We start from the raw sequence: 25,019 nt of genomic DNA, 5'->3' as shown, positions 1-25,019 counted from the left end.
CCTACTCTTCTCTTGGTCTTCTTGGCGGTCTTTCGCCCCAATATTGGAATAAATCGGTACGCAGGGCACCATTATAAAGTTTTCTTTTCTTGGTTGCTCTAGCCCCATAATATTGTTCAAATGTTAAATCACTCGTTAAGATATATTTACTCCAAGTTTTAAGGGGACGGAAAACCTCTCCCATCTCTTTATAAAGTTTACGAACAGATTCTTCTTCCCCAAGTCGTTCTCCATAAGGTGGATTTGCAACCATTACACCGTATTCTTTTTCTGTTGTAAAATCATGCACAGCTAATTGCTTGAAGGTAATTGAGTCACCCAATCCGATTTCTTCTGCATTTGCTTTGGCGATTTCGATCATTTTTCCATTGATATCTGAACCCATGATGTCTAATTCGATATCATAATCGGCTTTTTCATCTGCTTCTTTACGAACTTTTTCGAAAACAGCAGCATCAAACCAATCCCATGTTTCACAGACAAATTCACGGTTAAAGCCTGGCGCAATATTATGTCCGATAAGTGCGGCTTCAATACAAATCGTCCCAGACCCACACACAGGATCAAAGAATGGTCGGTCTTTGCGCCAATTCGTTAACATCACTAAGGCTGCAGCCATATTCTCTTTTAGTGGTGCTCCACCTTTTTCAATACGATAACCACGTTTAAATAAGCTCGGACCAGTCGTGTCGATCGTTACAGTAACATGATCTTTTAAAAGAGCCACTTCTAATTGAAAAAAAGCACCTGTTTCAGCCAATGGCACTGTTGCTGGACGATGATACACTTCTCTCAAGCGATTAACGATGGCCTTTTTCGTAATGGATTGACAATCAGGTGTGCTATATAATTTGGACTTAATTGATTTTCCAGCCACAGGAAATTCAGCATCCATCGGTAGATAATCTTCCCAAGGCAACGCTTTGACTTTTTCAAATAGCTCATCAAAGCTAAAGGCATCAAACTCACCGACAATAATTTTAATACGGTCTGCTGTACGGAGCCATAAGTTTGCTGTCGCAATTGTTTCCATGGTTCCTTCAAACAAGGCTTTGCCATTTTCTACTTCACAAGGAATACCTAAATCACGTAATTCTTTTCCTACTAACGCTTCTAGACCACTTGCTGCCGTTGCAACAAGTTTAAATGTTTTTTCTTTTGTCATTATATCTCCTCTTGTTCTTGTTCTTGTTCTTGTTATCGTTAAGAACTTCGTAACTCTATTTATCTCTTACTTTAAAAAAAGCCTTCACAACAAAGTTGGAAGGTCATCCTGAATACTTGTAATTTTCTGTAAGCCATGTTCTGTATCGAATGCCTCTCAGGAGAAAACATTCGACGGTCATCATCTATCTGCAGAAATTAATCTGCCTCTTCTACTCGTTCATTTCCTTTAGAAGAGTGCCCCTACCATTGTTTGGGTTGCTCGCTCGAGGGGTTTACCGCGTTCCACCAATTCCGTTTCCAAAATTGCTTCGTCACTGTGGCACTTTCAAGGGTACTTTGACGTAGCCGAAACCTTAGTCATTTTTCCTGCCGTTATTCTATTACTAGAATACCTTAGCTTATGATTTCGCTAAGCACGAACACTACAGACATCTCAGTCTGTGCGAGCATGGACTTTCCTCAGCTTGAATAAAATTCAAACCGCGATCACCCGAAAATTACAAAATTTGATGTTTATCAATTAAAACTGACGTGTTTCTGAGTGGTCGATTTCACGTTCATAAGAATTGTGTAGATTACTTTCATATGGGTTAGAATGACTCATACCTGAAATTGGATTTGAAGCAGGAGTATCATCCAATTTTTTCCCGAATACTTCACGCTCTAAATTAGACAAACGCTTTAGAATGTCAAAGTTAGTAACAGCAGCACTTTTCGGCATCTCTTGGGCGCCGCGTGTTGGCATTGCTTGTTGTACCTTAGACGCTTGATCAAGTTTAGCTAATAAACGGTTGTTTTCTTCTTGTAAAGTTAGAAGCTCTTTATTATAAGCTTCATAATCTTTGATTACATTATCTAAAAATTCATCAACTTCCACTGGATCATAACCGCGCATTTTTGTTTTAAATTCTTTTTGTAAAATATCTTTTGGACTGTATACTAAATTTGCCATACTTACACCTCATTATTTTCTTTGATTAGGATAAAAGTTCATAGTTCAACAGCATTATTGTATCGGAAAATCGTCAGAAAATCAAACAGATTATCACAAATCCATCGAGTTTTGTAAATCATCCATCGTTATCAGGCGGATTTCGTAAGGAAATTTTTCAGAAAAACGTTCCGCATCCTTAAGAAAATACTCCGTTTTACCTGGATATTCCTTATCGTATATCAATAAAGCAGCACCAGAATGTTCTAGTAAAAATTTGGTATGCATTTTTAATTGTGCCGGTGATTTATAAGGCTGGTGGCTTACTGAATCTACAAAGTCGGCTAATAGTTCGATTTTTTCTAAATTTGCTCGATTCTTTTCGTTCCAGTTACTACCAAAGTCTTTAAAAGGATAAACAAGCCCTAATTTTAGTTCTGGATAATCATTCTTTAACTCCGCAACGACTTCTGCTGCCCAAATCTCTGTTCCAAGGTTACCAGAAACCAAAACCCACTCTAATCCAATGTCTAAATAGCCTATGATTTCCTTTTTTAATAGATTTTTAATAACTGTAATTTTAGGGTCATTGTCTTGAAAAGCCCCGATTTCAAAGCTTTTATAGCCAGTCACATAAAGTGTTTTTACAATTTCCATAGACATTCCTTTTCTTTCATAAAGATTTTTTGTTATAATGTTGGCTAGGAGTGTGATAGAAATGGCTTTTCATTATCCTAATGGTACTCCCTACAATAATCATGAAGCACCCCAATCAAAAAAACAAGTAAAAAAACAAAAATCAATTCAATTTGGTAAACGTGGCATGGATTTTGAGGAAGAAATCAATAAAAGTAATGCGTACTATTTAATGCGCAATACTGCGGTTGTCCACAAAAAACCTACTCCTGTTCAAATTGTCAAAGTTGATTATCCAAGCCGCAGTGCCGCTGTGATCAAGGAAGCTTATTTTAGACAAGCCTCTACAACTGATTATAATGGTGTTTATAATGGTTACTATCTGGATTTTGAAGCAAAGGAAACTAAGAATAAAACTTCTTTTCCTTTAAAAAACTTTCACCAACACCAGATTGATCATATGGAGCAGTGCTTAGCGCAAAAAGGAATTTGCTTTGTTTTATTGTGGTTTTCTTCATTGAATAAATGTTTCTTTTTTAGCGGAGAAGAATTAGTAACCTATTGGTCAGAACAAGAAAGCACTGGAAAAAAATCGTTGCCTTTATCTATTATTGAAAAAAATGGGATAGAAATCCAAATTGGAATTGCGCCAAGAATCCCTTATTTAGACGCAGTTCGGCAACATATTCAATCAAACAAAGGAGTTGCGATTAATGACAACTGATGAAATAGGATCACGCGCTGCCAGACACGGGCATATACCTACATCCACAGGCGCTGACATTCCGCCCTCTAATGGTGGCAAAAAACCTAAGAAAAAAAGAATCTTTCTGAAACTCTTTCTTGGATTAGTTCTGCTTGGTATTCTAGGCTTCCTTGCAGGCCTTGGACTCTTCTGGTCCTATGCAAAGGACGCACCAAAATTAGAAGATGATAAACTAAGTGCAACTGTATCTTCCAAATTGTATGACGCAAATAATGAAGTTTTTGAAGAATTAGGTGCTGAAAAACGCGAAATCATCAAACCTACGGACGTTCCAGACTTACTGAAAGATGCTGTTGTGTCTGTTGAAGATAAACGTTTTTATAAGCATAGCGGTGTTGATCCGATCCGAATCATTGGTTCGGCCTTTTCAAACTTTAAAACAGGCGGTCTGCAAGGTGGTAGTACACTAACCCAGCAGCTTATCAAACTTTCCTATTTTTCTACCAAAGAAAAAGATCAAAATCTTAAACGAAAAGCACAAGAAGCTTGGCTAGCAATGAAACTAGAAAAAGAAAAATCAAAAGAAGAGATTCTAACCTATTATATTAACAAAGTATATATGGCCAATGGTTTATATGGCATGGAAACGGCAGCTCAATCTTATTATGGAAAACCGTTAGCTGAACTAACCCTTCCACAAACTGCCTTACTAGCTGGTATGCCGCAAGCGCCCAATGATTACGACCCATATGTCAACCCGGATGTCGCAAAAGAACGACGTGACGTTGTGTTATACACCATGAAAGAAAATGAAAAAATCTCACAAAAAGAATATGATGAAGCTAAAGCGACTCCAATCGATGATGGCCTACAACCACTAAAACAATCGAATGAAAATCGTAAAATCGTTGATAATTATATCCGAGAAGTGATCGCTGAAGTCGAAGCTATGGGGAAAAATGTCTACACCGATGGTTTAGATATCCATACAAATCTTGATATGAATGCCCAAAAACGACTCTATGATATTATTAACAGTGACACTTATGTCCAATATCCTGATCCCGATTTCCAAGTTGCTTCAACCGTCATCGATGTCAAAACCGGGCAAGTCAAAGCTCAAATTGGCGGACGGAATATCCCTGATGATGTACAATTAGGTACAAATTCTGCTATCGAAACCGATCGAGATGTTGGTTCAACGATGAAACCTATTGCAGATTATGGTCCAGCTATCGAAAACCTGAACTATTCAACTGGTCGTATCATGATGGATAAACCTACTACTTATGAAGGAACAACTATTCCAGTTACCAATGCGGACATGCAATATTATGGTGCATTAACGATGCGTAAAGCCATTATGTATTCTCGTAATACAACAGCTATTCAAACATTTGACGCTGTTGGTAGTGATAAATCTGCTGCCTTCCTAAAAGATTTAGGTATTGAATTTAAAGAAATTGTTGCCGCAAATGCGATCTCTAGTAACACCAGTGAACTAGATGGCAATAAATATGGTGTTTCTTCTTTAAAATTAGCAGCTGCCTATGCTGCATTTGCTAATATGGGTGTCTATAATAAACCTTATTACGTGAATAAAGTTGTTTATCAAGACGGTTCTGAAGATGTCACAGAAACTGAAAGTAAACGAGCAATGAAAGATTCCACAGCTTATATGATGACTGACATGCTAAAAGACGTTATATCTGGCGGTACAGCATTCAATGCAGGCATTCCTGGTTTGATACAAGCTGGGAAAACAGGTACAGCCAATTATACAGAGGAGGATCTTGCAAAAATAGGCGCTTCTGAATCGTCCAGCATTGCCCCTGACAGCACTTTTGTTGGGTATACTCCTCATTATGCAGTTTCGGTTTGGACAGGCTATAAGCAGCGCTTAACCCCTATTCCTTACGAATACTGGGGAACAGCTTCAGACGTTTATCGAGAAATGATGACTTATCTTTCAGAAGGCGTTTCTAATGATGATTGGGTCATGCCGGATACGGTGATACGTTCTGGTAGCGAGTTGTATGTTAAAGGTGCTTATGAAGAACAACTATTGCCTTCAAATACAGGCTCTGTAACTTCTTCATCTTCTGAAGGTTCAACAAGTTCTGATTCGACGTCTAGCAGCTCGACAATGCCTTCACAAACTGAACCTTCTGCAACAGAGCCTAATGAAATTCCTGCTACTTCTACGCAGCAACCTGAGCCACCGGTGTCAACATCCCCAAGCGAGGTATTGCCAAGTAGTGATCCGCCAGAACAATCATCTGTTCCTCCTGTTATACAAAATAATTCAGTCAGAAGGCGTTCGACTTCTGACTGATATAGAAACAAAAAAAGGTACGCTATCTATTCATGATAGCGTACCTTTTTAGCTTATTGATTATTTAAAGCTGCTTCAACAAACCCTTTGATCAAAAGTTGTGGTCTGTTTGGTCTAGAAATCAATTCCGGATGGAATTGACAAGCGACGAAGAATTTTTTCTCTGGCAGCTCAACAATTTCAACTAGACGATTATCTGGCGATACACCCGAAAAGACTAAGCCCTTTTCCTCAAATAATTGACGGTATTTATTATTGAACTCATAACGATGACGATGACGCTCTTGCACGACTTCTTGTCCTTCATATGCAGTTGCAGTGACACTGCCTTTTTTAAGTTTGCATGGATATAAGCCTAAGCGTAATGTTCCGCCAAGATTTTCAACGTTTTCTTGATCTGCCATCAAATCAATAATGTTATTTAAAATCTCTGGATTGTTTTCAGCAGAACCAGCATCTTCTAATTTAACGACATTGCGCGCAAATTCAACACAGGCCATTTGCATGCCTAAACAAATTCCCAAAAACGGCACATCATTTTCACGGGCAAAACGAATCGCTTCGATCTTCCCTTCCACACCACGATCACCAAATCCACCTGGCACCAAGATTCCATCGGCATCTTTTAAAATTTCTGCAGTATTTTCTGCAGTCAATTCTTGTGAATCGATCCAATCGATCACAATGTCTGAATCAAAAGCAAAACCAGCGTGTTTCAATGCTTCGACTACTGACAGATAGGCATCAGGTAATTCGACATACTTTCCGACTAGAGCAATTCTTGTCGTTTTCTTCAAGCCTAAAACTTTTTCTTCCAATGTACGCCATTCTGTCATATCAGCAACAGGTACATCTAGTTTTAAATGATCACAAACAATTTGATCCATGTTTTGCGCCTGTAGGGCTAATGGAATAGAATAAAGTGTTTCTACATCACGTGATTCAATAACTGCTTCTGGTTCTACATCACAAAATTGCGCTAATTTATTTTTTGTCCCTTGAGAAACAGGTAATTCTGTACGAACAACTAGAATGTTTGGTTGGATTCCTAAGCTGCGTAATTCTTTTACGCTATGTTGGGTTGGTTTTGTTTTCATTTCGCCAGCTGCTTTTAAGTAAGGGATCAAGGTCGTATGGATATACATCACGTTATCACTGCCTACTTCTGCTTTCATTTGGCGTAAAGCTTCTAAGAAAGGTAATGATTCAATATCACCAACCGTTCCACCAACTTCTGTAATAATGATATCCGCATCCGTCATACTAGCTGCACGCATGATTTTATCTTTGATTTCATTTGTAATATGAGGAATCACTTGTACTGTTGCGCCTAAGTATTCACCTTTACGTTCTTTTCTTAATACTTCTGAATAGATCTTCCCTGTTGTCACGTTTGAATATTTATTTAAGTTGATATCAATAAATCGTTCATAATGACCTAAATCCAAATCTGTTTCGGCACCATCATCTGTGACAAAAACTTCTCCATGTTGATAAGGACTCATTGTTCCTGGATCCACATTGATATATGGATCAAATTTTTGAATCGTTACTTTCAAGCCACGATTTTTTAATAAACGTCCTAGAGATGCTGCGACAATTCCCTTACCAATCGAAGAAACTACGCCGCCTGTAACAAAGATATATTTTGTCATAATATAAAAAAACCCTTTCTTAAAATAGATTTGTAGAGAGAAGCAAACAATGAACTGTTTCTTTTTCTGAAAACAAAAAGCAAAAGCTCCCTATCCAAAATGAATAGGGAGCTGAAATTCGTTGTAAACTTCTGACCTTCTCAAAGGTGCCCAAGTAGTATAATACAAGCAAATCAATTTGAGGTCAAGTGTTTCTGATCGAAGATGTTTAGTTTTTTAGTAAAATCTTAAATCGATATTCGTTTACTCTTTGATAAAAGCGTTTTTATACGTGCTAGTTGCACCAAAGTTATGGTACTCGATTCCTTCGACACCCGGTCGAACTAATTGTCCTCTTGCTTGTTGGTATAATGGAATCAATGCAACATCTTCTTCTACCAAGACTTTTTCAGCTGCAATCAATGTTTCCCAACGTTTTTCCGGTTCGTTTGCATATTTGTTCGACGCATCATCGATTAATTGATCATATTTTTCACTACGATAGCTAGTTTTATTCTTGGTACTAACTGAGCTTTCTAAAAAGGTCATAGGGTCTTGATAATCTGGACCCCACATGCTGACAGAAAGTTCATAGTCCCCTTTTTTCATCAGTTCGATGGAGTTGTTCAATGGAACTGTCTTCACATTGATTTTTAAACCTGGTAGTGTTTTTTCTAATTGACCTTGAATGAATTCTGCCACTTTTTTATCGCCATCACCATCTTTAGATAATAATTCGATGGTCACGTCTCCATTTAATTCTTTTTTCGCTTTTTCTAAATATTCCTTGGCTAATTTTTCATCTGTTTTCACTAGATCCCCAGCTTCTTTTCTAAAATCTTCTCCTGTTTCAGGATTTGCAACAAAGTCTTTTGGAATATAACCATAAATATCTTTGGAACCATCTGCTAAGATATTTTCTACTAGGCTCTTCTTATCAAGCGCATAGGCAACAGCTTTACGTACATTTTCGTTTGCAAAGATCGATGGCTTGTCGTTTCTTTTTTGATTCATTCGTAAAGAATACACTTTTGAGCGTTGAACTGCTTCATAATCAGGATTATCTTTATTTTGCTTAGCGAAATCTCCTGTCAGAATCGCTACATCTAATTCGCCTGATTCATATAGATTGAAAACCGTATTGGTTTCTTTTAACACTTCAAAATGGATTTTTTCTGATTTGACTTTATCTGCATCATAATAATTTGGATTTTCAACCAAATCCCAAGACATTGATGATTGATCCCAGTTTTCCATCAAGAATGGGCCATTAGATACAATATTTTCACTAGATGTTCCGTATTCTTTACCTTTTTCCGTTACAAATTTTTCATTTTGCGGAAAGAAAGGTGAAAATGCTAATAATGAAGTGAAATAAGTAACAGGCTTTTCCATTTTGATTTCAAGTGTGTAATCATCAATAGCTGTTACGCCTAGTTCATCTGCTGATTTTTCTTCATTTACGATTTCTGTCCCGTTGAGAATCGTGCCATCCATCAAGAAGAAGTAGTTTGCCTGATTTTTAGGGTCAGCCATCTTTTTCCAAGCAAAAACAAAATCGTTGGCTGTTACGTTATCTCCATTTGACCATTTCGCATCATCTCTAAGTTTAATAGTGTATGTTTTACCATCTGCCGAAATTTCTGGTAATTCTTTTGCTACAGCAGGAATGATTGTATCTTTTTCATCTAATTGATAGAGTCCTTCAAAAACATTGGATTGGGCATTGACACTTGGTTCATCTTGCGTGAAAATCGTGTCCATCGATCCTACTTCTGAAGCTTCCATCAAGTTTAAGACTTTTGCTGATTTTTGCCCAGTTTCATTCTTCTTGTCTGTACTGTTTGCTGATTTATCGCTTGAATTTCCCCCGCAAGCCGAAAGCAGCAGCACTGTTGTTAACACTGTTAAACTTTGTTTTAACCCTTTTTTCATACGTTCCACCTTTTCCTTCATTTTTATTTATTAGACAAGTTCTTCCATAGCAACTAACTCTTGTTTTACATCCAAATAGGCATATGGAAGTCCTTGGTTCTCATATTCGAATTCTCCCCGCTGATTGTCGATGGGATCAGCTCTGAGAGATTGTTTTGGTGGATTAAAATCGGTTTGAATTTCGCTATTTGCTGGCATTCTAAAAATATCTAAATTACCAAAATAATAATTCCAACGATCTAAATCACCATTTCTACGAGCACCGCCGCCAAATGATAAATCTGCGAAAAGCCAACCATACGGTGCAATATAAAATTGCGCCCAATCATGACAGCCGGTATAATATTGGGACACATATAGGCCTGATTGCCATTTTGCCGGAATTTTAGCCATTCGGCATAAGGTGATAAACAAGATTGCTTGAACACCGCAATCGCCCTTTAAATTGACAGCAGCATACTCCGATATGTTCTCAATTGTAAAATATTCCCGCATAAACGAATAATTGACTTTTGTTGTAATAAAGTCATAGATTTTACGTGCTTTGATAATTGGATTAGTCTCCCCTGCTAAAATCTCTGCTAACACTTGTTCCAAGTACGGCGTAAAGCGAATATGCGGAAGTTGCTCGCTTAATTCGAATTCTGGTTGTAGCTCTGAGGCTTTGTTCGGATCTAAATCAACATAATCGACTTGATTGACATAGCTATATTCTATTGAAAAAGTTTGATCTTCTTGTAAAACTGTTTCAAAACAAACAGTACGCTGTGCTTCATTTTCAGGAGCAATAAAACTTGCCTCAGGTGTTGTCTTTATGATTTGTATATCCGAAATTTGTTTACAGTCTTTTGGCAATGGTAAATAAACCTTGACTGTTTCTCCTGGTCGTTCGTATTCTTTTTTTACTTGAATACTTGTTTTCAAATGTAGTTTTACTTTCCGATAGCCACGTTCTTTCATTAGCTGAATATTTTGAGTTAACTCTTGTTTGCGTAGACGATCTGTCTCATTATCTTCTTTGACGATCAATCTTGCTTCATAATCGGCTTGAGTTTTGATCAGGTTCATTAAGAAACGTCGTTGGAAATGGACCTTGCCATCTATATAGAGCCAATCAACTTTTCCTGTTTCCTTCAAAATAGTTAGTTCCTGCTCCTGATACTCTTTAAAGGTTTCCTTCATCATTTTATTTGCTTCGACGAAGTCAAATGGATATTCATTAATGCCAACGATTCGAATAATATCTTGTTCGATCTCTAAGCGTTTTTTTAAAGCTTGTGGTAATTCACTTTCAAGTAGATAGTCAATCAATTTCCCAGCACCATCAAAATCCCCATAATTTTTTAATTTGATTACGTCTTCTGGTAACGGTACGCTCATATAGTTTAACTCATAATACATCTTGTATTCCCCTTTCTTATTTACTCAAACCTAAGCCTGCCTTTGCGGATAACGTAATCAAGCTGGTCGGTTCTAAGCCAACACCACCTGGAATCGCGACTTCATTCAATCCAAAAGTTGCATCTAAATCAGCTCTTGTAATATTTTTAGTTGCGGCGGCCAAATGCGCTGCGGCAGTTACACCAATGTTGGTTTCTTCAACCATACAACCGATCATACACTCAACTCCAGCTGCTTCACAAATACTATTGATTTTAAGTGCTTCATGAATTCCACCGCATTTCATTAGTTTAATATTCACAAAATCAACAGCATGTGCTTTGATCAAACGTAGTGCATCTTTAGAATTAAAACAACTTTCATCAGACATAATCGGCGTTGATACGTGATTTGTAACAAAGGTCAACCCTTCAATATCATGATAGGCTACCGGCTGTTCAACTAACTCAATACCATATTCTGCTAAACGATTGATTGTATTTACAGCTTCTTTTGGTTTCCAACCTTGATTGGCATCTAATCGCAGATTTATTTGACTACCGATCGCTTCTCTAATCGCCTTAATTCGTGCAAGATCCGCTGCAAAACCCGTTCCTACTTTGATTTTCAACGTATCAAATCCTTGAGAAACAGCCAATTTCGCCTTTTCAGTCATGATCTCAGGTGTATCAAGTCCGATCGTCATATCTGTTTTGACCGCAGAATCAAATCCCCCTAAAAGTTTATACACTGGTAGGTTAGCTTTTTTTCCAAGTAAGTCATAACAAGCAATATCAATTGCAGTCTTTGCAGAAGGCGCCATTGCTGCAACAGAATTCATGACGTTGTGAACTTTTTCTATATCTAAAGGATCAGTACCTAGTAACTGTTTTTCAAATAATTGAATACACTCAGTTGTCCCCTTTAAGGTTTCACCTGTAATCAAGATTCCAGGTGAGCCTTCACCATAGCCAACAATCCCTTCATCTGTTTCGATTTCAACGATTGCGCTCATTGAATGCTCGATCGTTCCTAATGAAATCGTAATTGGTTCTTTTAACTTTACCGCTTTTGCCGCTACATTAATTTTCGTGATTTTCAAAATATTTCCCCCAGTAGTCATCATTATATTTCATTCGCATCTCTAATTACTCTTTAATATTTAAATCATTCTCAAAGAAATATTAAACGTTCTTTTTTTAATTTCTAGTTAAATTTTATTGAAGATTTTGAATTATTAGTTCCAATTTTAAGTTTCCTCTATGGAATTGTCAACATATTAATGAGAATTAACTGTGGTTTTTTTCATTAAAATCTAAGTGCTTGTAATTTTGTAACGAATTCGAGATAATATGAATGAAAAAAGGACTCTAAACAAAGGACGGCTATAGATGGAATTTAGAAAAATCAAGAATTTACGAAAAGAAAAAAGGATTACATTAACTGAATTAGGAGAAAAAACAGGTTACTCTGCTAGCTTTTTATCACAAATCGAACGTGGTATCAATCGCCCATCACTGGAAGCATTAAGAAAAATCGCTGATGCACTAAATGTCACTGTCGCTTATCTTTTGGCAAATGAAGCCCCTCAAGTTATCCAACACGAAGATGAAACGACTGAAAATGGTTATAAAGTAATTCGAAACTCTTCAGGTACTATCTATAATCCATGGCATACAAATTCTACTTATTATGATACTTTATTTAATTTACCCGTACATACGGATAACATGGTTATCTCAAAAATTTCAATTGATGCTCAATCATCATCTAGCGGTAGAAAAATCGCTCATAATCTTTGTGAAATCAACTACATTCTAAAAGGTGAAGCCACCATCGAACTAAAAGATGAAGTACTTACTTTACACGAAGGCGATGCAATCTTTTTAGAAGCATACACTCAACATAATGTTGTTAATGCAACGGAAAATGAATTAATGCTGTTTACGCTGCAATTTTGATTTTTTTAGTTATTTACACTAACTGAAACTGCTTGGTGCTCCTATTTTATTGAAAAAGATTCTCATTTACAAAGTATTTAAAAAAAGGTATTATATTGGAAGAACAAACTGTAAAGGAGTGCCGTTATTCCCGCAAATATGCGCGCATTGATCAAACGGACGACTAAGAAAAAGGAGTAGATACAATGACTGAAACAAATCAAGAATGGTCTGCTGAAGAGATTGAAGATATCAAAGAGCAGATTTTAACAGCTCTAGAAACAGTGATCGACCCTGAACTTGGGATCGATATCGTTAATTTAGGATTGATTTACGAAGTAGAATTTGCACAAACTGGTGATACTGTCATCAAAATGACCCTTACAACGATGGGTTGCCCATTAGCTGACGTTCTTACTGAACAAATCCATGAAGCATTAAAAGAAATTCCAGAAGTAAAAAATCCAGAAGTAAAACTTGTTTGGTATCCAGCTTGGACGACTGATAAGATGAGCCGCTACGCACGAATTGCATTAGGAATCCGTTGATACTAGCTAACATTACCATTAAGACACAACAAAAAGCTTTCTAGTAACTACCTCAATAATAGTTGCTAGAAAGCTTTTTGATACTCTCATTACTCTCTTTCAAGCTGTTTTAGAAACCATTAGCTGTCATGAGCAATCGGATCGAAACTGTAGATACTCTACAGATGAGTTTCCACAGTAATCTGGTTAATGTATCCACTTATTTTTTATTTGCTTTTAATACGGCATTCAACATAATGATTCCTGTGACAATCGTTGTAACTGCCTGAACCAATTTGATTTTATCAATACCTTTTGATTTGACGGTCATAGTAACCCCTCCTGTTGTTTCTATCTCTATAGTACAACTAGAACAAAATCATTACCAATAAATCGCTTCATTGACTGATAATAAACACCCCAATAATAATGAACACAACCGCTAATACTTTACGAATACTTAGCTTTTCTTTAAAAATAAAATAACTAATAATAACTGTCCAAACATACGTCAATGACGTCATCGGAAACGCAATTGAATAATCTAAAAATTTCAATAACACAATATTCGTCACAGCACTCAAAATATATAAGAAAGACCCTAAATAAATCCAGGCATTAGTCAATACTAACTTAAGACTCATTTGAGGCAAATCATTCATCCCTTTTTTAAGTGCTAAAGCCCCAGCACTCCCCGAAAAAGTCGTAATGATCAAAATCGTTAAAATCGCTGCATAATTGATCATATTTTTTCCTCATTCCCTTCGATTCCTAAAAGGATCGAGCCTACAATGATGAAGCCTGTTCCCAACAATTTATACCACGTAATGCTCTCATTTAGGAATAATGCCCCTAAAACAATTGACAGTGCAAAACCTAAGCTCATCATTGGCTGTAAAATGGAAACTTCACCGTAACGAAAAGCGGCCATCATCACAAACATTCCTGCTCCTGCTGCTACGAAACCAATAGCATAGAGTATAATTGCATAACTCCCAACTCCATCAGCGCCAAATTTCCATGCCAATTGACCTAAACTACTTAATGTTGCAGCAATCAAAATCAGTAAAATACCCAAACTTAATTTCTGTTGTTTATTTCTTTCATCCATCCCACTTCCCCCTCACTTAACAATAACGATGAATAAATTCAAAAACAGTGTCAAAATAGTGATCTGGTTCATAAATAAACGAAGACAAATGCGGTGCCTGTTCCACTATCAAACTTTCTTTTACGCCTTTTGTAGCTTCCATATTTTCATAGAGCATTTGATGTGGGACAAATTTATCTCCTGTCCCATGAATAAACAACGTCGGTAATTTGTTCTGTGCCAGTTGAGAAATTGAGGACGCCTCTTTCAGTGAATAGCCCACTTTTCTTTTCGCTAAATGATTGGCAATAGTCAAAATGGGAAAGGCAGGCAATTTGAAGGCCGAACTCAGCATCGCGCCAAATTCACTATAAACCGAAGAATACCCACAATCAACCACTAATCCTTTGACATTTTTAGGTAGTCTCTCCCCACTTGTCATCATCACAGTAGATGCACCCATCGACCCACCAAATAAAACGATTTCAGCCAATGGTTCGATCGTGATCACTTCTTGAATCCATTTTAGTAAATCTAAACGATCTAACCACCCCATGCCGATCACGTTACCTGTACTTTTACCATGGGCTCTTAAGTCCGGAACTAAAATATTATACTGTTGATCAGAAAATTTTGAAGCAACAAAAGCCATGTCCCGTTTACCATATGAGCGATAACCATGAACACAAATCACCCATTTTTTGCTATCAGGATGGGAAACGATCAAACGACTATATAGCTTTTCACGACCTATTTCCAACCAATGATCTTTAGCTACTTCTTGCTGCCAAAAAACTTCTCCTTGTTGATTTTGCTGCTCTTCAGTTAGGTCATACTTTGATGTCCCTTTATTAAAATTATCTGGATTCATCATCTTGTGACCTGTTTTGTCATACCACTTATTGTTTCTAAAAAGAGCTACGCTCAAGAAAAAATTAGCCGCATAAAATGAAGCCGCAACGATGAAAATCACTACAATCACTAAACCAAACACAATCCACTTCAATAATGACACCTCGATTCTTTATTTTCATTTCTCTCTTAAGTATACTCCTATTTAAGAAAAAAAGTATGAATGTACTCAAAAACAAAAAAGTAAAAAATTCGATTTCTGCGGGACTAAATTAAAAACCAGCCTCTGCATTATCTGCAGTATGCTGGTTTTCATTATACGATTTAGAAATACTCTATTTATTCACAATCTAATGCAATTAGGTCCTCAAATGTTTCACGTCGAATGGCTAGTTTGTCTTGACCATTTTCCACGAAAACAACGGCTGGTTTTAAATTACGATTATAATTGTTTGCCATTGAATAACCATAGGCACCGGTACTAGTCATCGCAAACAAATCTTCTGGATTCATTGGAGGTAACTCGATGTTTTTGATTAGAACATCACCTGATTCACAATACTTCCCAACAATTCTACTCTCTTGGGTCGCCTCTGTACTAATTCGATTAGCTAAAAAACCATCATATATAGCATCATACAATGCTGGTCGGATATTATCACCCATACCACCATCTACTGAAACATAGTGACGGACATCTGGTATCATTTTTTGCGATCCAATGGAATAAATCGTAGTTCCTGCTTCTGCAATAATACTACGACCTGGCTCAATCCAAATTTCTGGAAACGCATAATCCAACAATTCACATTGACCTTTTACGCCATTGACAATTGCTTTGACGAACGCTTCTGGCTCTAGCGGATCATCAGCCTCAGTGTACTGAACACCAAAACCACCACCCATATTTAAAATATCTACAGTATAATCAAACGTTTTTTTCCAATCATTCAAAATCAACAACATCTTCTCAACAGCCGCCAAAAATCCTTCTGCAGAAAAAATTTGTGAGCCAATATGACAATGCACTCCTTTTAGTAACAAATTCTCATCCGCTAAGATTTTTTCTAGCGCGTCTGTCGCTTGTCCGCTCATAACATCGAAACCAAATTTTGAATCGACCTGTCCAGTTAGGATATATTCATGGGTTTCGGCATCCACACCAGGTGTAATACGAAACATCACTTTTTGCTGCTTTCCTTTTTCTTTTAAAATAGTACTTAATAAATCGATCTCATAAAAGTTATCAATGATGATCATCCCAACATTTTGATCTACTGCATAACTTAGTTCTTCTTTTGTTTTATTGTTTCCATGGAATTCAATATTTTCAGGAGACATCCCACCTTTGATTGCCGTATAGAGTTCTCCACCAGAAACCACGTCACAACCTAATTCTTCTTCTTCTAAAAGTTTGTACATAGCCAAGCAACAAAAAGCTTTGCTGGCATAAATCACCTTATTTTTTACGCCTAAAGAATTGAATGTTTGTTTAAATCCTCGTGCGCGTTCACGAATATGGGCAACATCATAAACAAATAACGGTGTTCCGTATTTTTCAGCTAAAACAACGGTATCACATCCACCGATTGTTAAATGTTTTTGTTCATTAAATTTTGCCGTTCCAAATAATAGTGGCATCTCTTCACCTTCTTCAACAGATTTATTAAAAATAATAGCACAAAAATGAAAAACTTCCTATCTATTTTCCATTTTTTTATAACGAACCATTCAAATTTGTGACAAATGCTCATATAACTTTTCGCTTAGCTTTCTCATGCCATCAAAAGCTGGCTGATTTGCAAAAAGAATCACTAGTTTTTGATTATCCTGATCACCATACACGGCCGTTTCGTACCCACCAAGACTTCCTTGAGAATATTTTAAATCATCAAAATAAATCAGCCCTGCCCGATATCCTTCTTGATCGATATCAGCAAGTTGTTCATACTCTCTTTGTTGGAAAAGTCGACCGTCGGCTAAGCCTTGTATAACTAGCCAAAAATCTTCCGCTGACATATATAAATTACCAGCACCCAATAAGCTAGAAAATAATTTTTTGCTTGCTGGATAAGGATCGTCTTGATAATCTTGCCCTGTATAAAAATAAGGCTGCGGAGTTATTTCATCCGTCGGTAACTGATCCCAAAAATAAGTTTGAGTCAATGATAATGGATCGATCACCCTTTTTTTTACAACCATTTCATATGATTGTCCAGTGATTTGGGCAATAATTCCAGCTAATAAAGTATAGTTCCCATTTGTATAGTCAAATTCTTTATTATGCGTTACAGTCAACGTATCCAATGCATTCTCCAACTGACTTTCCTCGTTAATCAACAGTTGTTTTGGTGCTTCTTCAGCCATCGAAATACCAGAACGATGATCGAGTAATTGCCGGATCGTAATCGTTTGACTAAAATCGATTTGCGGATAAAATTTATCTAAGGTCGCATCTAATTCAAGCTTTCCGTCTTTCACTAATGTTAAAATAATGGCTCCTGTGATTATTTTTTGTAATGAAGCAATAGGAAAAATCCCCTCAATTTTATTTGGATACTTATTCTTCACATCTGCATAGCCATAACTTTTTTCATAGAATTTTGTTTGTTGGTCAATCAATAGGACCGTCCCTTTAAAATGAGAATCATTGATGATTTGATCGATTGTTTCTTGCCGACTGGATGTAGTATCAGTCTCCGTTTGTTTACTCTGTTTAGTTTCAATTAAATGATACTCTTTGTAAAAGAAACAACCACCTACCAGCACTACAAGTAAACAGAACACGCTTATTAAAAGAACTCGTTTACGTAGTCGATTCACGAATATCTCTTCCTTTCCCAATTACTTCCACTAAATTATAGCATTAGCTGACTGAAATAAAGAATACTAAGAAATAGAAAAACTGGAACTGACTTCAATAAGTCATATTCCAGCTCTTTAAGCTATGAAAAAAATGTTGAATTAATGAGTTGCTTCTATTCTTGTGCAATTGTTAAAATTGCAGCTGGGATGCGATAGGGAGAACATGAAATGTAATCTACACCGATTTTTTTCAAGAAACGAATCGATTGAGGATCTCCACCTACTTCTCCACAAACGCCAATTTTGATCGTAGCATCATAACTTCTTATTTTATCTACAGCCATTTTCATTAGAATACCTACACCGTCTTCATCAATATGTTGAAAGGGATCTTCTTTTAACAATTTTTTTTCTTGATACGCACTGATAAATTTACCTGAGTCATCACGCGAAAAGCCATACGTCAACTGCGTTAAATCATTTGTACCGAAGCTAAAAAAGTCAGCAACTTCAGCAATTTTTTCTGCAGTTAAACACGCTCTTGGAATTTCTAACATCGTACCAATTTTATAAGCAATAGCTTGGCCTGTTTTAGAAAAAATTGATTGAACTGTTTGCTCCAAACGTTCTCTTAGCCATTTCATCTCTGCTTGACTGCCAATCAGTGGAATCATGATTTCAGGAACAATCACGCTGTCTGTTTCTTTTTGAGAAATCTCCAAAGCACTTTCAATAATAGCAGCTACCTGCATCTCATATATTTGTGGTGTGGTAACCGCCAAACGACAACCACGGTGCCCAAGCATTGGGTTTTGTTCATGCAGTTCTTCAATTCGATGATTGATTTCCTCTATTGTTCGTTGTGTCGCACTGGCTAAATGGGCAATTTCTTCTTCCGTCTGTGGTAAAAATTCATGTAAGGGTGGGTCTAATAAACGAATTGTACTAGCTTTGCCTTTTAATAACGTAAACATCGTCCGAAAATCTTCTTTTTGAAATTCTTTTAGGTTATTTAACGGTTTCATTAGTGATTCTTCATTTTCCGCCAAAATCATTTTGCGCATTTCGAATATTCGCTTTTCACCAAAAAACATATGCTCTGTTCTCGCCAAGCCAATTCCTTCGGCTCCTAATTTTAGCGCAGTTTTAATATCTGCGGGTGTTTCTGCATTTGCTTTCACACCAATACTGGCTTCTTCTTTTGCCCAATCCGTGATCGTTTCTAGCAACTGCCATTCATCACCTTCAACATAGGGAATACTACCTCTATAAATGGTTCCTGTTGTTCCATCGACAGAAATCGTCTCTCCTTGACGTAAAATAACATTTCCTGCTGTGGCTTGCTCTAGAAATTCATCAACATATATTTCTTCACAACCGGCAACACAACAAACGCCCATCCCACGAGCGACTACTGCAGCATGCGATGTCATACCACCTCTAGAAGTGACGATTGCTTCACTCACTACCATCCCTTCAATATCTTCTGGTGAGGTTTCTTGCCGAATTAGGATGACCTTTTCTCCTTGTTCACTCGCTTTTTTTGCCCCTTCAGCTGTAAAATAAATGTTTCCACTAGCAGCACCTGGACTTGCTGGCAGACCTTTCGCAAAAATAGTCGCTTTTTCTAATTCATCTGGTTCAAAAACCGGATGGAGTAATTGCGTCACCATTGTTGGATTAATTCGCTGAATTGCTTCTTTTTTAGAAATAATTCCTTCTTCTACTAATTGAATACAGACCTTAAACGCAGATTTGGCCGTCCGCTTACCATTTCGCGTCTGTAAAATATATAATTTTCGATTTTCGATCGTAAACTCAATATCTTGCATATCCTTATAATGACATTCCAATAAATGACTTATTTTCAAAAATTCTTGATAAACTTCTGGCATCAACGTTTCAAGTTGACTGATTGGTTGTGGCGTTCTTACTCCTGCCACAACATCTTCCCCTTGTGCATTGAGTAAAAATTCTCCAAAAATTCCTTTATCACCTGTAGCAGGATTTCTTGTAAAAGCTACCCCTGTTCCACTATCAGTCCCAAAGTTACCAAAGACCATCTCTTGGATATTGACCGCCGTTCCTAGTGAATCAGAAATATCATGTAGACGGCGATAAGTGATAGCTCTGCGATTATTCCACGAACGAAAAACAGCTTCAACTGCTAGAGTCAATTGCTCGTAAGGATCTTGCGGAAACGGTTGATGGATCACTTCCAAAAATATATCTTTATAAACCGTTACCAATTCTTGCCAATCAGCCGCTTGCATCTCTGTATCCGACTGATAGTTATTCTTTGACTTATAAAAATCCAATTGTTCTTCAAAACGATTTTTATCAATACCACAAACAACATCACCAAACATTTGCAACAATCTCCTATAACAATCGTATGCAAAACGTTCATCACTAGTCTTTTTAGCCAGACCAAGCACCGTCTCATCATTTAACCCTAAATTCAAAATAGTATCCATCATGCCAGGCATTGAAAATTTGGATCCGCTTCTTACTGAAACTAATAATGGATCAGCGACATTTCCAATTTTTTTTGCCGTGCTTTTTTCCATACTATGAATATGCACTTGAATCTCTTCATTCAGTTCCTTTAAGACCTGCTCTTTTTCTTTTAAATAAGCTAAACATGCTTCTGTTGTGATTGTAAAACCAGTAGGAACAGGTAATTTCAATTTCGTCATCTCCGCTAAATTTGCTCCTTTACCTCCTAACAAATCAGCTTGTTCTTTACTTCCTTCTAAAAAATCAATCACATATTTCACTCGCAAACTCTCCTTCTCTCTAATAGTGTATCACATTTGTATAAAAATCATTATATTGTGTATCACATTTATTGTCAATCATTATTAGTGTATCTTATTTTTATGGTTGCTTTATTTTTATAAGAAATATATAATAATTAGTGTGTCACATTTAGAAAGTAGGTCAATAAAATGAAACTTACCTCAAGGCAATTAGAAATCATCAAAATCGTTAAGGAGAATGAACCGATCAGTGGTGATAATATTGCAAAAATACTAGGATTGAGTCGGGCGACCTTGCGCAGTGATTTAGCTATTTTGACGATGACTGGTTTGCTTGATGCTAGACCAAAAGTCGGTTATTTTTATACTGGTCAAACAATTGAACCCTTACTCTATGAAAAATTGTACAAAAAAAAGGTGGAAGACATCATGTTACCTCCTATCCTCATTCATCAAAGTACGACAGTTTATGATGCTGTAACCAATTTATTCATGTATGATGTTGGTTCTTTATACGTCAAAGATGACAATGATGAGTTGAATGGTATCCTTTCTCGCAAGGATTTGCTTCGAGCAGCTATCAGTAATCCAAATACTGAAAAAACACCAGTAGCCATTATCATGAGTCGTATGCCCAACATCATCACCATCACTCGTGATCGTACGATTTTAGAAGCTGGCGGCTTATTGATGCAGCATAGTATTGATACCTTGCCCGTTGTTACACTTGATCAACCAAAAAAAGTGATTGGAAAAGTCACAAAAACGAGAATGATGGCCTATTTTATCAATGCAGGCAATGATATTGAAAAGGAAAATTATTAATCAAAAAACGGATCAAACAACCGAACCTTTAAAAATTAGGAGAGTGTATTCATGCAAAAGGATAAAATTAAAATTTATTTAGTCTCAGATTCAGTTGGAGAAACCGCACAAAAAATCATTTCTGCTGTCTCAGCTCAATATCCGAGCATTGATATGAGCGATATTCAACGATTCCCATTTATTACAGATGAAGAATTATTACAGCCGATTCTAAAAGATGCCCTTCACGATAAAGCAATCGTTGTTACAACGCTAGTCAACAAAAAACTAGTCAATTTAGTGAAAGATTTCGCTACTCGAACTGGATTACAATTTGTTGATTACATGAGTCCTTTAAGTGAAATTGTTGAGGGAACTTTTGGGGTTCAGCCTTTGCAAGAACCAGGTGCTATTCACAAGCTAAACGAACAGTATTTTAGCCGCGTTTCTGCAATTGAGTTTGCCGTAAGATATGACGATGGAAAAGATGCAAAAGGGTTCTTGGACGCTGATTATGTCTTATTAGGTGTTTCACGTACATCCAAAACGCCATTAAGTATGTATATGGCCAATCGCAATCATAAAGTAGCTAATTTACCTTTGATTCCAGAAGTTGCTTTACCTGCAGAACTAGACCAGATCGATCCAAAGAAAATCATCGGATTAACAACCAGTATTGATAGCTTGATGGGCATTCGCAAATCGCGTTTACATTCACTGGGATTGAAAGAAGATTCTGCTTATACAAATGCGCAGCGTATCCAAGAAGAGCTAGATTATGCTAATCGAATCTTTGAAAAATATAATGCCCTAGTGATCAATGTTGATAAAAAATCAATTGAAGAAACGACAACAATAATCGAAGATTTGGCACAAAACCAATAGTAAGGAGTCCTCTTGATGAGTAATCTTCACTCAAATGAGCTGATTGCCGAAATTATTAATTTAGAAGCTATTTTAAATTTACCAAAAGGAACGGAACATTTCATCAGTGATCTTCATGGTGAGTTTGCCGCCTTCAATCATATCTTGAGAAATGGCTCAGGAAGTATTCGTGACAAAGTAAGTACGCTGTTCAGTCAAGAACTTTCTCAAGACAAAATAGATGAACTCTGCTTTTTAATCTATTATCCAGAAGCAAAGATACAGTCATTAAAGAAGGCGCAAAGTTTACCGCAAAATTGGTGGTTTGAAACGATTGAACAGTTACTGATCATTGTCCGATTTGCATCAAGTAAATATACACGTTCTAAAGTCCGTAAAGCATTACCACAAACTTACGCCTATATTTTAGAAGAATTGATTTATCAATACGATGAAACCACAGATAAAAAAGCCTATTATCGACAAATCATTCAAAAAATCATCGAACTTGGAGAAGCTGAACGTTTTATAGCCGACTTGTCTTATTTAACGCAACGTTTTGTGATCGACCATCTTCACGTGATTGGAGATATCTATGATCGAGGACCTCACCCTGATAAAATAATGGATTCTTTGCTCGACTACCACTCACTTGATATTCAATGGGGCAATCACGATATCATTTGGCTTGGCGCTGTCAGCGGCTCTAAAGCTTGTTTAGCGAATGTATTACGAATTTGTGCCCGTTATGGCAACTTAGACCTCTTGGAAGAGGCCTACGGTATTGATTTACAGTTACTAAAATCATTTAGCCGTAAAATCTATCAGGAAAATAAGGATTTTTTCCCTAAAAAAAATCCTTACAGAGAACTTACAACTCTAGAAAGCACAGATGCAATGAAAATCCAGCAGGCGATGGCAATGATCCAAGAAAAATTAGAAGGACAATTAATTCAGCGCCGTCCCGAATTTCAAATGGACCATCGATTATTATTAGACAAGATTCATGAAAATCAGCTTATGATCGATGGTCAAGCTTATCAGTTAGTCAATACCTGTTTTCAAACAGTTGACTGGAAGCAGCCTTATCAATTATCAGCAGAAGAAGAATTGGTCATCACTGATTTATTGCAGCAGTTTCAAAATTCCCCAAAATTAAAACAGCACATGACTTTTCTTATGGAAAAAGGCGCATTGTATCTGTCTTATAACCACAATTTATTGATTCATGGCTGTATTCCTCTTAATGATGATGGATCATTTCAAGAAATCAGCTTTAACAAAAATAAGTATGCGGGTAAAGCGTTACTAGATTTTTTTGAAACGAATATACAACAGGCCTTTTCAAAACCATGGTTAACCGAAGATTTTTCAACAGATCTCGTTTGGTACTTATGGTGTGGTGAGCGTTCATCACTCTTTGGAAAAGAAGCAATGAAAACATTCGAGCGCTATTTTATTGAAGAATGTCAAACCCACGTGGAAGAAAAAAATGCTTATTACTCATTAAGAAATGATTCTCAAGTATGCCAAAATATCTTAAAAGCTTTCGGGCTTAATGAACCTGATAGCCACATTATCAACGGCCATACTCCTGTAAAACAAATCAAAGGCGAATCACCAATCAAAGCTGACGGCAAAATGATCGTTATTGATGGCGGTTTTTCAAAAGCGTATCAAAAAGTCACTGGAATTGGCGGTTATACACTTTTATATAATTCTTTTGGAATGCAGTTAGCCGCCCATAAACCCTTCTCTGATCAAGAAACTGCCATCGAAAAAAATGATGATATTATTTCTACCCGCCAAATCGTTGACCGGAAAATTGAACGTTTAAAGGTCAAAGATACAACGATTGGTCATACTTTGATCAAAGAAACACAGCAGCTAAACAATCAATTGAAACATTCTGGTCAATCAGCTTTTTAACTAAAAAAACGTGAAACAAAACCAAAGTACAGTTTTGTTCCACGTTTTTCCTTTTTACTTAACCAGTTCAAATCGTTGATTCTTTAGTTCATAAACCGCATCACAAGCATTCGCTACTTCTTGTTCATGGGTCACAATAATTATGCATTTTTGTTGTTCATGTGCCACTTTTTGGAACAACTGAACGATTTCTTTGGATGTTTTCTCATCTAAATTCCCGGTAGGTTCATCGGCTACAATCAGTTCATGGTCACAACATAACGCTCTAACAATTGCCACACGTTGTTGTTGTCCACCAGAAAGCTGGGTCACATTCTTAGTGGCAAGGACCTCATCAATCCCAACATTCGCTAAATTTTCTAGAGCATAGGTCTTTTTATCAGCCTGTTTTGAACTTGATATTGACATAGCTGTTAAAACATTATCCAGCGCTGACATATAAGGGAGTAAATTATACGCTTGGAAAATAATCGAGACATCGTTTTTACGATAATTTCTAAGACCAATTTTTTTCAAGGATTCTTCATTGTAAAGGATCTCTCCAGCCTTTGGCAAGTCTAGTCCTGCAATTAAAGAAAGAAATGTCGTCTTGCCAGAACCACTCGCTCCTAAAATAGCGTACATTTTTCCTCGCTGAAACGTTAAATTCACATTTTTATAAAGAAATTCGTCTTCATTTTTATACCAATAGCCTACTTCTTGTGTTTGTAACATCGCAATTC

At 36.8% G+C, this 25,019-nt stretch carries 21 protein-coding genes and 1 other RNA gene; 7 read left to right on the top strand and 15 right to left on the bottom strand.

Going from position 1 to position 25,019, the window contains the following annotated elements:
- Position 1 precedes the first annotated feature (1 nt).
- The 4 genes from IGJ55_RS07435 to IGJ55_RS07420 form a co-directional block, all read right to left on the bottom strand.
- The gene (locus IGJ55_RS07435) at positions 2-1,165 is read right to left on the bottom strand and encodes a THUMP domain-containing class I SAM-dependent RNA methyltransferase (RefSeq protein ID WP_207121470.1); all 1,164 of its coding nucleotides are present in this window, start codon (positions 1,163-1,165) and stop codon (positions 2-4) included.
- 124 nt (positions 1,166-1,289) lie between these two features.
- An RNA gene (gene rnpB, locus IGJ55_RS07430) (RNase P RNA component class B) lies at positions 1,290-1,665 on the bottom strand.
- 22 nt (positions 1,666-1,687) lie between these two features.
- Complete coding sequence (gene gpsB, locus IGJ55_RS07425) at positions 1,688-2,119, bottom strand: cell division regulator GpsB (protein ID WP_069639693.1); 432 nt, start codon at positions 2,117-2,119, stop codon at positions 1,688-1,690.
- Between the two features lie 93 nt (positions 2,120-2,212).
- Entirely contained in the window at positions 2,213-2,755 is a 543-nt protein-coding gene (locus IGJ55_RS07420) for a DUF1273 domain-containing protein (RefSeq protein WP_429949953.1), read from the bottom strand.
- Positions 2,756-2,816: 61 nt separating this feature from the next.
- On the opposite strand from IGJ55_RS07420, the gene recU reads away from it, so the two are divergent.
- Together recU and IGJ55_RS07410 are read left to right on the top strand one after the other, a co-directional pair.
- Complete coding sequence (recU, locus tag IGJ55_RS07415) at positions 2,817-3,458, top strand: Holliday junction resolvase RecU (RefSeq protein ID WP_069639691.1); 642 nt, start codon at positions 2,817-2,819, stop codon at positions 3,456-3,458.
- Positions 3,448-5,775, top strand: coding sequence for a PBP1A family penicillin-binding protein (locus IGJ55_RS07410; RefSeq protein ID WP_430607943.1), 2,328 nt, complete (start codon positions 3,448-3,450; stop codon positions 5,773-5,775). Before recU ends, IGJ55_RS07410 begins: the two co-directional genes overlap by 11 nt.
- Positions 5,776-5,828: 53 nt before the next feature.
- Here IGJ55_RS07410 and IGJ55_RS07405 read toward each other — a convergent pair whose 3' ends face one another.
- From IGJ55_RS07405 to IGJ55_RS07390, 4 genes are all read right to left on the bottom strand, one after another.
- Positions 5,829-7,430, bottom strand: coding sequence for a CTP synthase (locus IGJ55_RS07405; RefSeq protein ID WP_069639689.1), 1,602 nt, complete (start codon positions 7,428-7,430; stop codon positions 5,829-5,831).
- A 243-nt stretch (positions 7,431-7,673) separates the two neighbouring features.
- On the bottom strand, positions 7,674-9,344 hold the full coding sequence (locus IGJ55_RS07400; protein WP_069639688.1) for a peptide ABC transporter substrate-binding protein: 1,671 nt from the start codon (positions 9,342-9,344) through the stop codon (positions 7,674-7,676).
- Positions 9,345-9,374: 30 nt separating this feature from the next.
- Entirely contained in the window at positions 9,375-10,745 is a 1,371-nt protein-coding gene (locus IGJ55_RS07395) for a transglutaminase domain-containing protein (RefSeq protein ID WP_430607940.1), read from the bottom strand.
- Positions 10,746-10,761: 16 nt separating this feature from the next.
- Entirely contained in the window at positions 10,762-11,826 is a 1,065-nt protein-coding gene (locus tag IGJ55_RS07390; RefSeq protein ID WP_069639709.1) for a dipeptide epimerase, read from the bottom strand.
- A gap of 289 nt (positions 11,827-12,115) precedes the next feature.
- Between IGJ55_RS07390 and IGJ55_RS07385 the strand changes: the two genes are divergently transcribed.
- Both IGJ55_RS07385 and IGJ55_RS07380 read left to right on the top strand, forming a co-directional pair.
- A complete protein-coding gene (locus tag IGJ55_RS07385; protein ID WP_429949959.1) occupies positions 12,116-12,685 on the top strand; it encodes a helix-turn-helix domain-containing protein in 570 nt (189 codons plus the stop codon).
- 185 nt (positions 12,686-12,870) lie between these two features.
- On the top strand, positions 12,871-13,212 hold the full coding sequence (locus IGJ55_RS07380) for a metal-sulfur cluster assembly factor (protein ID WP_069639685.1): 342 nt from the start codon (positions 12,871-12,873) through the stop codon (positions 13,210-13,212).
- Between the two features lie 377 nt (positions 13,213-13,589).
- Here the strand turns inward: IGJ55_RS07380 and IGJ55_RS07375 are convergent, their stop codons facing one another.
- The 6 genes from IGJ55_RS07375 to ppdK all read right to left on the bottom strand — a co-directional run bounded on the left by IGJ55_RS07375 (position 13,590) and on the right by ppdK (position 20,718).
- Positions 13,590-13,937: an EamA family transporter gene (locus tag IGJ55_RS07375; RefSeq protein ID WP_069639684.1), complete on the bottom strand. Its 348-nt coding sequence runs from the start codon at positions 13,935-13,937 to the stop codon at positions 13,590-13,592.
- On the bottom strand, positions 13,934-14,302 hold the full coding sequence (locus tag IGJ55_RS07370; protein WP_069639683.1) for an EamA family transporter: 369 nt from the start codon (positions 14,300-14,302) through the stop codon (positions 13,934-13,936). Before IGJ55_RS07370 ends, IGJ55_RS07375 begins: the two co-directional genes overlap by 4 nt.
- A gap of 16 nt (positions 14,303-14,318) precedes the next feature.
- Positions 14,319-15,287, bottom strand: coding sequence for an alpha/beta hydrolase (locus IGJ55_RS07365; RefSeq protein ID WP_430607933.1), 969 nt, complete (start codon positions 15,285-15,287; stop codon positions 14,319-14,321).
- Positions 15,288-15,472: 185 nt separating this feature from the next.
- A complete protein-coding gene (lysA, locus tag IGJ55_RS07360) occupies positions 15,473-16,774 on the bottom strand; it encodes a diaminopimelate decarboxylase (RefSeq protein ID WP_430607931.1) in 1,302 nt (433 codons plus the stop codon).
- Between the two features lie 90 nt (positions 16,775-16,864).
- Complete coding sequence (locus IGJ55_RS07355; RefSeq protein WP_430607929.1) at positions 16,865-17,956, bottom strand: serine hydrolase domain-containing protein; 1,092 nt, start codon at positions 17,954-17,956, stop codon at positions 16,865-16,867.
- 155 nt (positions 17,957-18,111) lie between these two features.
- Complete coding sequence (ppdK, locus tag IGJ55_RS07350; RefSeq protein ID WP_430607927.1) at positions 18,112-20,718, bottom strand: pyruvate, phosphate dikinase; 2,607 nt, start codon at positions 20,716-20,718, stop codon at positions 18,112-18,114.
- A gap of 171 nt (positions 20,719-20,889) precedes the next feature.
- Between ppdK and IGJ55_RS07345 the strand changes: the two genes are divergently transcribed.
- From IGJ55_RS07345 to IGJ55_RS07335, 3 genes are read left to right on the top strand one after another with little or no spacing between them, the layout of a single operon-like run.
- Positions 20,890-21,525, top strand: a complete 636-nt coding sequence (locus tag IGJ55_RS07345) for a helix-turn-helix transcriptional regulator (protein ID WP_430607924.1) — start codon at positions 20,890-20,892, stop codon at positions 21,523-21,525.
- Positions 21,526-21,576: 51 nt separating this feature from the next.
- Positions 21,577-22,389 carry a pyruvate, water dikinase regulatory protein gene (locus IGJ55_RS07340; RefSeq protein ID WP_069639677.1) on the top strand — a complete coding sequence of 271 codons (813 nt, stop codon included), beginning with the start codon at positions 21,577-21,579 and terminating at the stop codon, positions 22,387-22,389.
- Between the two features lie 15 nt (positions 22,390-22,404).
- A complete protein-coding gene (locus tag IGJ55_RS07335) occupies positions 22,405-24,297 on the top strand; it encodes a fructose-1,6-bisphosphatase (RefSeq protein ID WP_429949967.1) in 1,893 nt (630 codons plus the stop codon).
- 54 nt (positions 24,298-24,351) lie between these two features.
- Here IGJ55_RS07335 and IGJ55_RS07330 read toward each other — a convergent pair whose 3' ends face one another.
- The gene (locus IGJ55_RS07330) at positions 24,352-25,011 is read right to left on the bottom strand and encodes an ABC transporter ATP-binding protein (RefSeq protein ID WP_069639675.1); all 660 of its coding nucleotides are present in this window, start codon (positions 25,009-25,011) and stop codon (positions 24,352-24,354) included.
- Positions 25,012-25,019 lie beyond the last annotated feature (8 nt).

Origin of the sequence: Enterococcus sp. AZ170, assembly GCF_050545135.1 — a bacterium.
Lineage (GTDB): Bacteria > Bacillota > Bacilli > Lactobacillales > Enterococcaceae > Enterococcus_L > Enterococcus_L ureilyticus.
This window is presented reverse-complemented; position numbering and strand designations above follow the sequence as displayed.

Excerpts from the sequence above, each read along its gene's own strand:
- IGJ55_RS07435 (WP_207121470.1), bottom strand. The coding sequence starts at position 1,165 with ATGACAAAAGAAAAAACATTTAAACTTGTTGCAACGGCAGCAAGTGGT.
- gpsB (WP_069639693.1), bottom strand. The coding sequence starts at position 2,119 with ATGGCAAATTTAGTATACAGTCCAAAAGATATTTTACAAAAAGAATTT.
- IGJ55_RS07420 (WP_429949953.1), bottom strand. The coding sequence starts at position 2,755 with ATGGAAATTGTAAAAACACTTTATGTGACTGGCTATAAAAGCTTTGAA.
- recU (WP_069639691.1), top strand. The coding sequence starts at position 2,817 with ATGGCTTTTCATTATCCTAATGGTACTCCCTACAATAATCATGAAGCA.
- IGJ55_RS07410 (WP_430607943.1), top strand. The coding sequence starts at position 3,448 with ATGACAACTGATGAAATAGGATCACGCGCTGCCAGACACGGGCATATA.
- IGJ55_RS07405 (WP_069639689.1), bottom strand. The coding sequence starts at position 7,430 with ATGACAAAATATATCTTTGTTACAGGCGGCGTAGTTTCTTCGATTGGT.
- IGJ55_RS07400 (WP_069639688.1), bottom strand. The coding sequence starts at position 9,344 with ATGAAAAAAGGGTTAAAACAAAGTTTAACAGTGTTAACAACAGTGCTG.
- IGJ55_RS07395 (WP_430607940.1), bottom strand. The coding sequence starts at position 10,745 with ATGTATTATGAGTTAAACTATATGAGCGTACCGTTACCAGAAGACGTA.
- IGJ55_RS07385 (WP_429949959.1), top strand. The coding sequence starts at position 12,116 with ATGGAATTTAGAAAAATCAAGAATTTACGAAAAGAAAAAAGGATTACA.
- IGJ55_RS07380 (WP_069639685.1), top strand. The coding sequence starts at position 12,871 with ATGACTGAAACAAATCAAGAATGGTCTGCTGAAGAGATTGAAGATATC.
- IGJ55_RS07375 (WP_069639684.1), bottom strand. The coding sequence starts at position 13,937 with ATGATCAATTATGCAGCGATTTTAACGATTTTGATCATTACGACTTTT.
- IGJ55_RS07370 (WP_069639683.1), bottom strand. The coding sequence starts at position 14,302 with ATGGATGAAAGAAATAAACAACAGAAATTAAGTTTGGGTATTTTACTG.
- lysA (WP_430607931.1), bottom strand. The coding sequence starts at position 16,774 with ATGCCACTATTATTTGGAACGGCAAAATTTAATGAACAAAAACATTTA.
- IGJ55_RS07345 (WP_430607924.1), top strand. The coding sequence starts at position 20,890 with ATGAAACTTACCTCAAGGCAATTAGAAATCATCAAAATCGTTAAGGAG.
- IGJ55_RS07340 (WP_069639677.1), top strand. The coding sequence starts at position 21,577 with ATGCAAAAGGATAAAATTAAAATTTATTTAGTCTCAGATTCAGTTGGA.
- IGJ55_RS07335 (WP_429949967.1), top strand. The coding sequence starts at position 22,405 with ATGAGTAATCTTCACTCAAATGAGCTGATTGCCGAAATTATTAATTTA.
- IGJ55_RS07330 (WP_069639675.1), bottom strand. The coding sequence starts at position 25,011 with ATGTTACAAACACAAGAAGTAGGCTATTGGTATAAAAATGAAGACGAA.